Source organism: Pseudomonas plecoglossicida NBRC 103162 = DSM 15088, from assembly GCF_000730665.1.
Lineage (GTDB): Bacteria > Pseudomonadota > Gammaproteobacteria > Pseudomonadales > Pseudomonadaceae > Aquipseudomonas > Aquipseudomonas plecoglossicida.
In genome coordinates this window covers 14,358-28,109 of the sequence record NZ_BBIV01000023.1, presented here as the reverse complement: position 1 = coordinate 28,109, position 13,752 = coordinate 14,358, and the positions used below count along the sequence as shown (strand labels likewise).

The window sequence follows — 13,752 nt, the reverse complement described above, 5'->3', positions numbered from 1 at the left end:
CTCAGACCAGGTGCAAGGCGTTGAGCAGCAGGTCGATCAGCTTGATCCCGGCAAACGGCACGACGATGCCGCCCAGCCCGTAGATCAGCAGGTTGCGCCGCAGCAGGTGCGCCGCACTCGCGGCCTGCACGCGCACGCCGCGCAGGGCCAGGGGGATGAGCACGATGATGATCAGCGCGTTGAACACGATCGCCGAAAGGATCGCGCTCTGCGGGCTGGCCAGGTGCATCAGATTGAGCACGCCCAGCTGCGGGTAGATGGCCGCGAACAGCGCAGGCAGGATGGCGAAGTACTTGGCCACGTCGTTGGCGATGGAAAACGTGGTCAGCGCACCGCGGGTCACCAGCAGCTCCTTGCCGACCTGAACCACGTCCAGCAGTTTGGTCGGGTCGCTGTCCAGATCGACCATGTTGGCGGCTTCGCGGGCGGCCTGGGTACCGTCATTCATGGCCATGCCCACGTCGGCCTGGGCCAGCGCCGGCGCGTCGTTGGCACCGTCGCCGCACATGGCGACCAGGCGGCCGTCGTTCTGCTCCTGGCGAATGCGCGCCAGTTTCTTTTCCGGGGTGGCCTCGGCCAGCACATCGTCCACGCCGGCTTCGGCGGCGATGGCGGCGGCGGTCAGCGGGTTGTCGCCGGTCACCATCACCGTGCGGATGCCCAGCTTGCGCAGTTCGGCGAAGCGTTCGCGGATGCCGGGCTTGACCACGTCCTTGAGGTGGATCGCACCGAGCAGGCGCTTGTCGACGCACACCAGCAGCGGCGTGCCGCCGCTCTGAGCGATGCGCTCGACCTCACGGGCCAGCGCGACTGGCATCTCCAGACACTGCATGCCAACGAAAGCCAGCACCGCATCGACCGCCCCTTTGCGGTACCGGTGTTGCTGGAAGTCGATGCCCGAAAGGCGGGTCTCGGCGCTGAAGGCGATGGCTTCGAACTGTTCGGCGGCGGGTTCGATGAAGTCGTGCAACTGGCGCAGGTACTCGACGATCGACTTACCTTCGGCCGTGTCATCGGCCAGCGATGCGAGCAACGCGCCCTCGCCCAGCTCCTTGGCGGTGACGCCGCTAGCCGCATGCAGCGCACTGCAGCGGCGGTTGCCGAAGGTGATGGTGCCGGTCTTGTCGAGCATCAAGGTATGCACGTCACCGGCCGCCTCCACCGCACGACCGGAGCGCGCGATCACGTTCAGGCGCACCAGCCGGTCCATGCCGGCGATACCGATGGCCGAGAGCAGCCCGCCGATGGTGGTCGGGATCAGCGTCACCAGCAGCGCGGCAAGGAAGATCAACGGCAGGCTGCCGCCCGCGAAGCGGGCGAACGGCTGCAGGGTCACCACCACGATGAGGAAGATCAGGGTCAGGCCGATCAGCAGGATGTCGAGGGCGATTTCGTTGGGCGTCTTCTGCCGTTTGGCACCTTCGACCAGGGCGATCATGCGGTCCAGGGTCGACTCGCCCGGGTTGCTGGTGACGCGAATCAACAGCCAGTCGGAGACCAGGCGGGTATTGCCGGTCACCGCCGAGCGATCACCACCGGATTCGCGAATCACCGGCGCCGACTCACCGGTAATGGCCGACTCGTTGACCGCGGCGATGCCTTCGAGCACTTCGCCGTCGGCGGGGATCATCTCGCCCGACACCACCCGTACCACATCGTCCTTGCGCAGCTGGGTGGCGGCGACGGTCTCGAACGAACCATCACCCCGCCGGCGTTGCGCGGTCAGCCCCTGGCTACCGGCCTTGAGGCTGTCGGCGCGGGCCTTGCCACGGCCTTCTGCCAGGGCTTCGGCAAAGTTGGCGAACAGCACGGTGAACCACAGCCACAACGCGATCTGCGCCGCCACGCCGGTGCCCACGCCACTGCCGGGGGCAAAGCACAGCACGGTGGTCAGCACGGCGGTCAGGGCCACCACCAGCATCACCGGCGAGCGCTTGAGCTGGCGCGGGTCGAGCTTGACGAAGGCCTGTACCAGCGCCGGGCGCCAGAGCGCGGCGAAGCGCGTCTGGTCCTTGGCGCTGTGCGGGGCGTTCACTTCAGGAATGGGCATGTTCATGGTCGGTTCCTCAGAAACCCAGGCTCAGGTGTTCGGCGATTGGCCCCAGGGCCAGGGTCGGCAGGAAGGTCAGGCCACCGACCAGCAGGATGGTCACCAGCAGCAGACCGGTGAACAGCGGGCCGTGGGTGGGGAAGCTGTTCAGCCCTTGGGGCGCGCTTTTCTTCGCCGCCAGGCTGCCGGCCAAGGCCAGGATCGGCAGGATGTAGCCGAAGCGGCCAATCAGCATGGCCAGGCCGATCATCAGGTTGTGGAACACCGTGTTGGCGCCGAATCCGGCGAATGCCGAACCGTTGTTGGCGGTGCCTGAGGTGTAGGCGTACAGCAGTTGGCTGAAGCCGTGGGCGCCCGGGTTGCTGACCGCGCCTGCCGGGCCCGGCAGGCTGGCGGCGATGGCGCCGAGCACCAGTACGCCGACCGGCATCACCAGCAAGGTGGCCACCAGCAGCTGAACTTCCCGCGCCTGCAACTTCTTGCCCAGGTATTCCGGGGTCCGGCCGATCATCAAGCCGGCCAGGAACACCGCGATGAGCACGAACAGCAGCATGCCGTAGAGCCCCGCGCCGACGCCGCCGAAGATCACCTCGCCGACCATCATGTTGACCATCGCCACCATGCCGGTCAGCGGGTTGAGGCTGTCGTGCATGGCGTTGACCGAGCCATTGGAGGCGGCGGTGGTGGTCACCGTCCACAGCACCGAGCCGGTCGTGCCGAAGCGGCTTTCCTTGCCCTCCATGGGCGCGCCTTGCTGCACCTGGGCGCTTTCCAGCGCCGGGTTCGGCTGGTACTCCGACCACAGCGCGGTGGCGCCGCCGATGAGGAACAGGCTGAGCATGCAGGCCAGGATCGCCCGGCTCTGGCGCAGGTCCTTGACGTAATGCCCGAAGGTGAACACCAGCGCCACCGGGATCAGGATGATCGAGGCCACCTCGAACAGGTTGCTCCAAGCCGTGGGGTTTTCGAACGGATGCGCCGAGTTGACGCCGAAGAAGCCGCCGCCGTTGGTGCCCAGCTGCTTGATGGCGATCTGGCTTGCGGCCGGGCCGAGCGGGATGCTCTGGTCGGCGCCTTGCAGGGTCACGGCATGGGCGTAGTCGGCGAAGGTTTGCGGCACGCCCTGCCATACCAGCAGCAGTGCCAGCACCAGGCACAGCGGCAACAGGCCGTAGAGGGTGGCGCGGGTCATGTCGACCCAGAAGTTGCCCAGGCTGGTGGTCGAGCGACGGGCGATGCCGCGGCACAGGGCGACCAGCACGGCCAGGCCGGTGGCGGCGCTGACGAAGTTCTGCACGGTCATGCCCAGCATCTGGCTCAGGTAGCTGACCGAGGCCTCGCCGCTGTAGGCCTGCCAGTTGGTGTTGGTGACGAAGCTCACCGCCGTGTTGAAGGCCAGCGACCATTCCTGGCCTGGCAGGTGCTGCGGGTTCAGTGGCAAGTAGCCTTGCAACAGCAGGATGGCGAACAGCAACAGGAAGCCGGCCAGGTTGAAGGCCAGCAGCGCCAGGGCGTATTGCTTCCAGTTCTGCTCCTGCTCAGCCTTGACCCCTGCGAGCCGGTAGCAGCCTCGTTCGACGGGGCCGAGCAGTGGCGTCAGCCAGGTGCGCTGGCCTTCCATGACCTTGTAGTAGAACCGCCCCAGCCAAGGTGCCGGCAGCAGCACGATGGCGAAGAATGCCAACAGCAAAGCGAAGTCGTAACTGTGCATGGCCGCTCCCTAGCTGCGATCGGCGCGCAGCAGCGCCACCAGCAGGTAAATCGCCAATGCCACTGCCAGCAGCAGTGACAGCCCGTCGAGCATGTACATGAGTGGAACTCCCCGTGGTGCGGCTTTGGCCGCTTTAGGGAAATTGTCGAAGGGAGGGGCGTAAAGGGGCGAGATCGAGGGTGGGGGATGGGTATAAAGAATGCGTAAAGATCGGGTTTCTGGGTGGCTGGCCAGGCCCTATCGCCAGCAAAGGCTAGCGCTGCGGCGTCTGCGGCCCCGCGTTGCGGCTCCAGTCCAGCAGCAGGCTGTAACCCACCGCCAACAGGGTCGGCCCGATGAACAGACCAATGAAGCCAAAGGCAATCAACCCACCAAAAACGCCCAGCAGAACGATCACCAGCGGCAAGTTGCCGCCCCGGCTGATCAGGTAAGGCTTGAGCACGTTGTCCACGCCGCTGATGACGAAGGTACCCCAGATGCCCAGGAACACCGCCATCCCATACTCGCCCTTCCACACCAGCCAGGCGGTGGCGGGTATCCAGGCCAGTGGCGGCCCCATGGGGATCAGGCTGAGCATGAAGGTCACCAAGCCCAGCACGATGGCCCCGGGCACACCGGCGATCAGGAAGCCGATCAGCGCCAGCAGCGCCTGGGCGGCGGCGGTGCCGATCACCCCGTTGACCACCCGCTGCACGGTCCCCGCCACCAGCTCCAGGTAATACTCGGCGCGGTCTCCCGCCAACCGCTGCAGCAGCCGCAGCACGAACGCCGCCAGGCGCGGGCCGTCACGGTAGAAAAAGAACACGAAGACCAGGCTCAGGGACAACTCCAGCATGCCGCTGCCGATCTGCGCGCTGCGTGCCAGCAGCCAGTTGCCGACCTGGCCAAGGTAAGGCTTCACCGAAGCAATCAGCGCAGCACCTTGCTGATCCATGGATTGCCACCACCGAACCAGGCGCTCACCGACCAGGGGAATGCTGCCCAGCCAGTCCGGCGCTTCCGGCAGGCCATCGACCTGCACATCACGCACAAAGGCCGTGGCGTCGCGGATATGGTCCGCCAGGTTGAACCCCAGCCACACCAGCGGCAACGCCACGATCAGGATCCAGGCGGTGGTCAGCAGGCTCGCGGCCAGGGTTTCACGCCCGCCCAACACCCGCGTCAGCAGGCGCATCAACGGCCAGCTGGCGAAGGCCAGGATGGCGCCCCACAACAACGCTGAAATGAACGGCGCCATCACCCACAGCGCCGCACCGAGCAACGCCAGCAGGACAATCTGGATCAACAGGCGGTCATTGTTGGCCATGGTGGCACTCGTTCAACGGATCAGTTCCAGGTGCAGGCCATCGGTAGTTGCGCTGCCGACTTCGAGCCGGTTGCTGCGCACCCCGGCCTTGACCAGTTGCTCGCGCCAGGCCTCGGCCTCGGCGCCGCTGAGGCTGGCGCGCAGGGTGCTGTCCAGGTTCAGGCTGCGGCTGAGCAACGCCACCCAGGCCGGCTGCGGGGTGCTCAGGTCAGGGTAGTCAAGCTTGCCGGTATCGCGCATTTCGCGCAGCACCGTGGCCGCGGTAGGCAGCAGCTCACCCAGCGGGCTGCCGGCGACGAACTCTTCCACGTGCAGGTAGGCGCGGCGATTGCCGCGGGTGACGCTGTACAGTGCAACCAAGGTGTCGGCTTGCTTGGCGGAGCGGCGCAGCAGGATGAAAGCTTGCTGCTCGTCGCCGCCATTGAGGCGGGCGTTGCCGAACACATCGTTGGCCCACAGGCTGGCTTCGCCACAGTCGCGGCCCTGGCACCAGAACAAGGGGTAGCCACCGTCGTGCTGCAGCGCTTCGCGAGCACTGGTGAAGGCTTCGCGGGCGGTGCGCTCGACCGGCAGCTCGTAGGTCACCGAACTGACCTGGCCGCGGCTCTCGACCTTGTCGTCGACCCGCAGGCGGCCGCTGATCTTGCGCAACGGGCCCATGGGGTAGATGCGTTCCTGCTCCACCGCCGGGCGCTGGTCGACGACCTTGGCATCCACGGGGACTGGCAGGCTGCCGGCCCACAACAGCGGGCTGGCCAGCGCCAGGCAGCCGGCGATGAGAACTCGAATGCTCATCGGCCACCCATGCCGCACGCGGCGCCGGTGAAAGATTGATGGATGTCTGGCATGTACATGGTTGTCTCCCTGTTCAACCCGCCAAGCCTCGACACTTGTCCGGTGCAAGTCAAGCAAAGCCAAAAAAGCGATTGAAACAGTCTGCGACAAGGGTCGCGCCCTGTTCATCGTTCAGGTGCAGGTGATGCCCGCCGGGCAACACCGTCTGCGCAAAGGGTAGCTGCTCCAGCAGTTCGGTGTGGCGAGCGAGCATGCCCTCTGCGGCGACCACCAGGCTGGAAGGGCAGCTCACCCGGCGTACATGAGCCATCGCCTGGGCCTGGCTCAGCCGCACCGGTGACGGCAAGGTCAGCCGACTGTCACTGCGCCAACTAAAGCCGCCGGGCACCGGCATCAGCCCGCGCTGGGCCAGCAGTTCGGCGGCCTCACGGCTGACCGCGACCATGCCCTTCATGCGCGCCTGCACGCCCTCCTCCAGGGTCGGGTAAACCGTCTTGCGCTTGCCGTCCAGGCGCAACTGGGCCTGCAGGGCCATGCCCAGGCGCTCGCCGGCGTCCTGTTCGGCACCGGTGGGCGGGATGACCCCGTCGATCAACGCCAGATGGCTGACCCGATCCGGCAGCGCCCCGGCCAGTTGCACCGAGATGATCGCGCCCAGCGAATGCCCGAGCAGGGCAAAACGCTGCCAACCCAGCTGCTCGGCAACCCGCAGCACGTCGTGGGCATAGTCGGCCAGCGCATAGCCGGCGCCTGGCGGCCGGTGTTCGGAGTAACCATGCCCGGCCAGGTCCAGGGCGACGATACGCAGCCCCTTCAGTTGCGGCGCCAGGCGGGCGAAGCTGTTGGCGTTGTCCAGCCAGCCATGCAGGGCGATCACGGGCTGGCCGTCAGCGGGGCCGAACAGATGCGCGGCGAGCTCGATATGGCCAAGGCTCAGGCGGATTTCCTCGACCTGCGCGCTCATGCCTGGCTCCAGCGGTCGAACAGGCCCTTGATCAGGCTGGCGGTGTCGGTCGGCCGTTCCAGCGGGAACATGTGGCCGCCGGGCACGCTGTGGTATTCACCCGTGGGCATGCCACGCACAGCCAGCCGGTGATGGCGGCGAATCACATTGCTACGGTCGCCGCACACCATCGCCAACGGCACCTGCAACTGCCGCGCCGGGGCCGGGCTGGCGTGGGGGATGCTGCGGTAGATGCTGATTTCGGTGGCCGGGTCGAAACGCAGGCGCAACCCCTGCTCGGCCTCTTCCAGGCCATGCTGCACGTAAGCGTCCAGGCAGTCGGGGTCAAAATGCCGGAACAGGCTCTTACTGGCGAAGTAGTCCCGCGCGCTGTCGCGGTCGGCAAAAGCCTCACGCCGGCCCAGGGTACGGCCCGCTGCAGTGATGCGATCGATGAAGCCGAAACGCTTGGCGGTACGCAGCAGCCATTGGTCGGCACGGGTCAGCACAGGCGAATCCAGCATCACCACGCCGCGGTAGTACTGCGGGCAGCGCAAGGCCGCATGCAGGTGCAGCACGCCACCCAGGGAATGGCCCACACCCCACACCGGCGCGTCCTGGCGGGCCAGGTGGTGCAGGAGCTCGTCCACCAGGTTCTGCCAATTTTCGTTCACCGGGAAGCGCGGGTCATGGGCGTGCTGGGCCAGGTGGCTGACCTGGTAGTCCGGCGCCAGGGCAGCGAACAGCTTGCCGTAGGTCGCCGAGGGAAAACCGTTGGCATGGACGAAGAAGATCTGCTGCGACATGGCGCCGGGTCCGGACCGAGGAAGGATGGCTCATTGTCGGCATCCTGCCGCCACTGGGCAACGTCCGTAAAGGTCATCGCCAAGGGTGATCAGGTCAGGCAATGCTGTCGAAACAGGCCAGCGAGCGCTGCAGGCAGGCCTGCATGCAGGCCAGTTGGCCCTCCAGGGCCTCGCGGGCCAGCTGCTGGTCCTGGCAATCGAGCTGCAGGCGCAGCATGGCCAGGCAGCTGGTTTGCAAGAGATGGGACACGCGCATGCACGCTTCTTGCAGTTTGCACAGGTCCTCTACGCCTTGCACTTTGCCCAGCAGGTGATGGAGCTTGGCGTCGGCCGATTCGCGCAGGAGGCTGTATTGGGCAAAGTCCAGCGCAGCGCCTTCGTTGACTTTTCCAATCGTGAGTTGCAGGTCCAGCGAACGCAACAGCTCCGGTATCAGGCTACTCATTCAAGACTCCCTGGCAGGTTCAGCATCAGCGCTATCCGAGTGCAACGCTAGCAATGGATACAGAGCGCCGACAACTGACAGAAATGCCAGTTACCTGGCGACGCAAGCACACGGGTACCTGATATTTTTGCCAGTTACCTTCTACAGGTGATGTCGCAATACTGCGATCACCCACCAAGGAGACCTGCAGATGCCACTCCCGACAGCCAATACCCGCTCCGGTCAATCGCAACCGCTGACGTTCAAGGTGCTTGGCCGCCTGATCTTGACCGCACCGCAGATCAACCTTCTGCGCCCTGGTAACGTTCTGCTGCCAGAAAGTGTTCCAGACACCGGTCTACCGGTGACCGTACCTCAATACGTGGGGATGGCGGTAGGGGACATGATCGTCCTGCATTTTTTTGGTACTTACTCCTCACTGCCACAACGCGTGGATGCAATTGGGGCACAGCCATTCATTGTCGCCAGGGCTCAGGTCGAGATGAATGCTGCCCGTACAGGTAGCGTCTACTACGAAGTGACGCGCGCCTCCGGTGGTTCCGCCGTGCGTTCTCCGGATCTTGGCGTGAGCATTTCCACACTCAAGGAAACGGAAAGTTTTGACGGTCGGCAGGATTACTTCACCGGCGAAGTCCACTTCCCCTATTTCTCTATCGTGGTAGGATCGGGCTACGTTTCATACCGTTACATTGAAAACTTCCCGCCACTTACCCCACCTTGCCTGCTTTTTGGCGTGGCACAGCTGCCCAGAGGGAATAGTCCAGCAATAGGGGTGCACTTCAAAAGGGCAGTTAGACGCTTGACGTTCCACCACCTTAACATCAATACTGCAAAGGTCACCATTCATAGTGGCAATACAATCCTTGAATCCCGACCCATAAGTTCCGCTAACAATACTCCTTCAGTGGCGGTATTCAGTTACGCACAGCTTATTAGCCACATTATAATTCATCACCCCATCAACAGCCAAGGCATCAATGTAGACAACTTTACCATGGAGTATTGAATGACGTCGCTGAAACAGCCGAGCAATTTGGATTTACTTCCATCCGCCGGCTGCGGCGTCAGGCACCGGTCCTGATGATCCAGCTGCAAGCGCTACAGGGCCAGATAGACGCCTTGCAGATCGCCCAATGCCTGCGGTGCTCGCGCCTTGTCGTTGAACCCTACCCCGCAACAGCTGGAGCTTGGTGTCGGCTGGTTCGCGCAACAGGCTGCATCGTTACTCAGATTTTCCAGCCTGCTTGGCAAGTCAAGCGAACTTGCCAGTTTCAAGCAGCGACTACTCATTGCGCATCGCCAAAACTGCCCGGCAACGTTAGCCACCCGTGAAAAGTGCCAGGTACCTGTGCTTGTGCGGGGAGCCTTGCAACCGGTGAGGACCTGATATTTTTACTAGTTCCGCCCTGCTGGGGCCGCTTCCATACTGCGATCTCTCCTTTCGAAGAGATCAGCAAATGTCACACTCGACCGTCCCATCAAAAACGCTTCACAGCCCTGGCAGTCGCGCAGGGCAATCGAATCCATTGACGTTCAAAGTCAAACGCAGCCTGGTGCTGGCCCGCCCCATCATCCGACTTGCTCCAGGCGATGTGCTCGATCCGGAAAAAGTACTCCCAGCGGGGTTGCCAGTGAACGTCGCCGTTTATGGGGGCATGACCCCTGGCGACAAGGTCAAGGTGGTTTTCGCGGGGGTGTCGACAGACGAACAGACCGTATCCGCAGTCGCTGAGCTGACATTTACGGTATCCAAGGCCCAGGTGGACGCCCATGCCGATAGCAGGATCAAGGTGCATTACGAGGTCGTGCCTGTCTCAGGAGGGCCTGCGGTTCCATCCCCGGAACTCGACTTGCAAATCGACCCCCTCGCCCCTGCGCTGTCTATAGACCCCACCCCCGTATCATTGACCGGGGTCATTCATCGCAACTCGGCACCTGTGCCCAACCCACCCGTCAATTCATTCGTCACGCGTACCGCCAGCGGCGGTCAGCCGCCCTACACTTACTCAACCAGCAACACCAATGTGATAGAGGTCGATGCAACCTCAGGGCGCGCCGTTTCGTATGGTAGCGGTTCAGCCAGCGTCACGGTGACAGATGCCAATCACGCGACAGCCAGTTACCCGGTGACGGTTTCCGGCGTGAGGATGTTCGAGGGGCTCGGTAGTTTCAATGTGTGGTACTGGTGCCGCGACCGTGCGACGGAAAGAGGTGGGAGTCTGCCGACGCTCGCGGAGTGGAATGCATTGCGGGCCAATTACAATGGCACCCACATGGAAACCGGACAGGCCTGGTCACTGGACTCGGCAGGAACCGGCAAGCGCTGGGCAATCACGCCGAGTACCGGCGCGACAGCTGCGCTTCGTGCCACCTCCATCGGTGGGGACACAGCGATAGGATGGGGGATTTTCAACCGTTGATACCAACCTTCAGCCAGCGCCTGGGTGCTGGCTGCTGGGCACTTGCGGAGAACACAAACGACCAGTGAAGTCGGTGGTGACCTGCCAACAACCCCACGTACCCACCTAGTAATTTTGCCAGTTTCGCCCTCCCTGCACCGTGACCATACTGCGACTATCAAACAGGGAGGATAGCCAATGTCACATTCAACGATAGAAACTCGCGCTGGGCAATCGCAACCACTGGCGTTCCATGTCCGAAAAGTGATAGATCTGGTGCTGCTTGTTCCTACCATCCCCTTGGCACCCGGAAACCAGCTCCCACCCAACGATGTGCCCGGTACAGGGCTGCCAGTCTACGTCGCTGCGTACCAAGGCATGGCCATTGGGGATATGATCGTCATGCAGTTTGGTGCCAATGCATCGTCACCACAGCGTGTGAATGCTCTGGTTCAGCAGAACTTCATTGTGCCCAAGGCGCAAGTGGACGCTTACGCGAATACGTCGGTAGAGGTCAAGTACCTGGTTACCCGTGCAACGGGTGGCACGCCAGTGCCATCCCCTGCTCTCCCGCTACGGATTCTGCCACGGCAGGTGTGCGAAGACTTTTCAGGTCTGCCTGTCGGTCACAGGTTTACAGACAACATCCTTAACCCACTGCCCTCGGGCGCCCAACTGGAGTTTTCAACTAAGTCGATGTCTTCCAGTGCACAAATCATCGCCAACGGACAGCAGCGCGCACTCAATTTTATTGACTTTCACGCAAACCCACCGGTCGTCATCAGCAGCCTTTGGGTCCACCTACCAAAGCTTCCCACCCCTCTAGCAAGGCAGCTGACAATTACCATTCGATTTAATGTCGTCGCATCAAAACGACTGACGATGCAGTTGTTTACCATGTGGTTCATTCCCGGCAGTGGGCAACATACAGATACAGTCAGCGTCCCCATCAGCGCCAGCAGTATAGTAATCACCATACCAACAGGGGCTCATCCGCAAACTGGCACGGACCACTTCCGCGCACTTTTTTCAGCCCACAATGATCATTCGAACGATGGCCCATCAACCGTAAATATCCATTCAATTTGTTGGGAAGCCTGAACATTTCGAGTATCAGGCGTTGCGAGATGCCTGCCTCAACCCGAACAAAAACAAGGAAGCGGCGCAACGCCTTCACGTACTTCGCCGATTACCCTTTAAGTACTTGATCCGCTTGAACGCTGCCCAGAGAGAATGGTTGTTCAACTTGATTGCAATTTCGACAACTGAACCGACTTGGTACCTATTCAGTCGTGCTTGAACAGCGCCCGATACAGGCCACGTCGTCAGCCGACAACGTAGTTGCGACAAAGGGCCGCGAATACCTCGCGCCCTTTGTCGCACATCCAAAGTGACAGCCGTGGGGGAGGTGTCATGAGTTATACACGCCGCACAAGCTCATCGAACCAACCAGCCCAAAATCACCTTCAAGCTCCGCCAAACACGCCGTCCCCATCCCCGGCCCCTGACGATGCCCCTCGCTCAGCATTCCCACCAGGCAACTCACCAATGGCTGATGACTGACCAGCAACACATGCTCCAGCCCAAACCGTCCGATTTCATCGATCACCTCACGCACGTCACTGTCCGGTGTTAACCAGGACACAGTGCGCACCGGCTCGACGAACCCCAGCGTGTCATGCACCAGCGCCGCCGTCTGCTGGGCCCGCACATACGGGCTGGCGATGATCGCCTGCAAGGGCTGCCCGAGCAGCCGCGCCGCGCTGTGCAGCACCTGTTCGCGGCCATGGGCGGTCAAGCGCCGCTCGGCATCGCTGTTGGCCCGTGGCTCCGCTTCACCGTGGCGCAACACCCACAGCTTCACAGTTTCGGCTCCTCGTCACGCACCGGATGCGGCGCCGGGGCCACGGCGTGCGGGGTTTCGCCTTCCGGCGCACGCGGGGCCGGCCAGTCGGCGAATGGCCAGGGTTTGGTATCAGTATGGAAAGTGCCGAAGCGACCGATCTGCGCCAGGTACTGGCTCAGGCTGTCGCCGAAGTTCATCAGGCTGGCACTTGGCGCGCCGTAGATCAGGCGGTAGATCAGTTGCACCAATACCAGGCCGCCCAACAGAATCTCGGCCAGTTGCCAGATGATCAGAAACACCACCATCCACAGCACCCGCAGGATGATCGACTCGCGCTGGGCGCGCTCGGGGGTATCGTTCATGTCTTGCTCCTTGCTCATTGAGCGGGATCAGTTGAAACCGCTGGTGGAAATGAAGTCGACGTCAGTCTTGGGCTCTGCACGCATCAGGCGCTCGATCACCTGGTTGAGCGTGCGGCCTTCGAACAGGATGGCGTGCAGGCCGGCCACCAGCGGCATGTAGACCTGTACTTGCTCGGCCTTGGCCTTGAGCACCTTGATCGTGTTGACCCCTTCGGCCACCTCGCCCAGGCGGTTGACGGCCTCTTCCAGGCTCAGGCCCTGGCCGAGCGCATGGCCGACCTGGTAGTTGCGGCTCTTGGGCGAGGAGCAGGTGACGATCAGGTCACCGACGCCGGCCAGGCCCAGGAACGTCATGGGGTTGGCGCCCTGGCTCACCGCGAAGCGAGTCATCTCGGCCAGGGCGCGGGTGATCAGCATGCTCTTGGTGTTCTCGCCCATGCCCAGCGCCACCGCCATGCCGGCGATGATGGCGTAGACGTTCTTCAGCGCGCCGCCCAGCTCGACGCCAAAACGGTCGGCACTGGCATAGACACGAAACGTACGCCCGTGCAGCACGGCCTGCACACGCTGGCAGAGCGCTTCGTCCTCGCTGGCGACCACCGTGGCGGTCAGCGCGTGCTCGGCGATCTCGCGGGCCAGGTTCGGGCCCGACAGCACGCCGATGCGCGCCTGGGGGGCGATTTCTTCGAGAATCTGGCTCATCAGCTTGAAGCTCTGCGCCTCGATGCCCTTGGTCAGGCTGACCAGGCACTTGCCACGCAGCAGCTCGGCATGCGGGGCCAGCACGCTGCGCAGAGCGCTGGAGGGCAATGCAACGAAGATCAGATCACTGGACTGCAAGGTCGCCAACAGGTCGTTGACCGGTTCGACGCCATCGTGCAGGCGGATACCTTTGAGGTAGCGCGGATTCTCGCGATTGACGCGCATCGCCTCGGCCTGCTCGGGGTCGCGCATCCATTGGCGCACCGGCACACCATTTTCGGCCAGCAGGTTCGCCACGGCGGTGCCGAAGCTGCCGCCTCCCAGAACTGCAACAGGTTGCTGTTCAGTCATATTCAATCCGTTAAAGCCATAAGTTAAGTGGCGACC

General features: G+C 63.1%; 14 protein-coding genes. 3 read left to right on the top strand and 11 right to left on the bottom strand.

Going from position 1 to position 13,752, the window contains the following annotated elements; genetic code table 11:
* Position 1: 1 nt before the first annotated feature.
* The 8 genes from kdpB to PPL01S_RS14935 form a co-directional block, all read right to left on the bottom strand.
* Positions 2–2,056, bottom strand: a complete 2,055-nt coding sequence (gene kdpB / locus PPL01S_RS14970; protein ID WP_016393127.1) for a potassium-transporting ATPase subunit KdpB — start codon at positions 2,054–2,056, stop codon at positions 2–4.
* A gap of 10 nt (positions 2,057–2,066) precedes the next feature.
* A complete protein-coding gene (kdpA, locus tag PPL01S_RS14965; protein ID WP_016393126.1) occupies positions 2,067–3,761 on the bottom strand; it encodes a potassium-transporting ATPase subunit KdpA in 1,695 nt (564 codons plus the stop codon).
* Positions 3,762–3,770: 9 nt separating this feature from the next.
* Entirely contained in the window at positions 3,771–3,860 is a 90-nt protein-coding gene (kdpF, locus tag PPL01S_RS14960) for a K(+)-transporting ATPase subunit F (RefSeq protein ID WP_033743702.1), read from the bottom strand.
* A gap of 154 nt (positions 3,861–4,014) precedes the next feature.
* Entirely contained in the window at positions 4,015–5,067 is a 1,053-nt protein-coding gene (locus PPL01S_RS14955) for an AI-2E family transporter (RefSeq protein ID WP_016393125.1), read from the bottom strand.
* 12 nt (positions 5,068–5,079) lie between these two features.
* The gene (locus PPL01S_RS14950) at positions 5,080–5,862 is read right to left on the bottom strand and encodes a DUF4892 domain-containing protein (RefSeq protein ID WP_016393124.1); all 783 of its coding nucleotides are present in this window, start codon (positions 5,860–5,862) and stop codon (positions 5,080–5,082) included.
* A gap of 109 nt (positions 5,863–5,971) precedes the next feature.
* A complete protein-coding gene (locus PPL01S_RS14945; protein ID WP_028625933.1) occupies positions 5,972–6,826 on the bottom strand; it encodes an alpha/beta fold hydrolase in 855 nt (284 codons plus the stop codon).
* Positions 6,823–7,611, bottom strand: a complete 789-nt coding sequence (locus tag PPL01S_RS14940; RefSeq protein ID WP_016393122.1) for an alpha/beta fold hydrolase — start codon at positions 7,609–7,611, stop codon at positions 6,823–6,825. The genes PPL01S_RS14945 and PPL01S_RS14940 overlap by 4 nt, the downstream gene beginning before the upstream one ends.
* 94 nt (positions 7,612–7,705) lie before the next feature.
* A complete protein-coding gene (locus PPL01S_RS14935; protein ID WP_016393121.1) occupies positions 7,706–8,056 on the bottom strand; it encodes a hypothetical protein in 351 nt (116 codons plus the stop codon).
* A gap of 190 nt (positions 8,057–8,246) precedes the next feature.
* On the opposite strand from PPL01S_RS14935, the gene PPL01S_RS14930 reads away from it, so the two are divergent.
* The 3 genes from PPL01S_RS14930 to PPL01S_RS25140 all read left to right on the top strand — a co-directional run bounded on the left by PPL01S_RS14930 (position 8,247) and on the right by PPL01S_RS25140 (position 11,556).
* Positions 8,247–9,062 (top strand): hypothetical protein, encoded by an 816-nt coding sequence (locus PPL01S_RS14930; protein ID WP_016393120.1) that lies wholly within the window; start codon positions 8,247–8,249, stop codon positions 9,060–9,062.
* A gap of 520 nt (positions 9,063–9,582) precedes the next feature.
* The gene (locus tag PPL01S_RS14925) at positions 9,583–10,476 is read left to right on the top strand and encodes an immunoglobulin-like domain-containing protein (RefSeq protein WP_028625934.1); all 894 of its coding nucleotides are present in this window, start codon (positions 9,583–9,585) and stop codon (positions 10,474–10,476) included.
* 177 nt (positions 10,477–10,653) lie between these two features.
* On the top strand, positions 10,654–11,556 hold the full coding sequence (locus PPL01S_RS25140; protein ID WP_144062882.1) for a hypothetical protein: 903 nt from the start codon (positions 10,654–10,656) through the stop codon (positions 11,554–11,556).
* Between the two features lie 310 nt (positions 11,557–11,866).
* On the opposite strand, the gene sixA is transcribed toward PPL01S_RS25140, so the two are convergent.
* From sixA to PPL01S_RS14910, 3 genes are read right to left on the bottom strand one after another with little or no spacing between them, the layout of a single operon-like run.
* Entirely contained in the window at positions 11,867–12,319 is a 453-nt protein-coding gene (gene sixA / locus PPL01S_RS14920) for a phosphohistidine phosphatase SixA (protein WP_016393118.1), read from the bottom strand.
* On the bottom strand, positions 12,316–12,663 hold the full coding sequence (locus tag PPL01S_RS14915; protein WP_028625935.1) for a DUF4389 domain-containing protein: 348 nt from the start codon (positions 12,661–12,663) through the stop codon (positions 12,316–12,318). The genes sixA and PPL01S_RS14915 overlap by 4 nt, the downstream gene beginning before the upstream one ends.
* A 27-nt stretch (positions 12,664–12,690) precedes the next feature.
* Positions 12,691–13,716, bottom strand: a complete 1,026-nt coding sequence (locus PPL01S_RS14910; protein WP_016393116.1) for an NAD(P)H-dependent glycerol-3-phosphate dehydrogenase — start codon at positions 13,714–13,716, stop codon at positions 12,691–12,693.
* Positions 13,717–13,752: the final 36 nt, after the last annotated feature.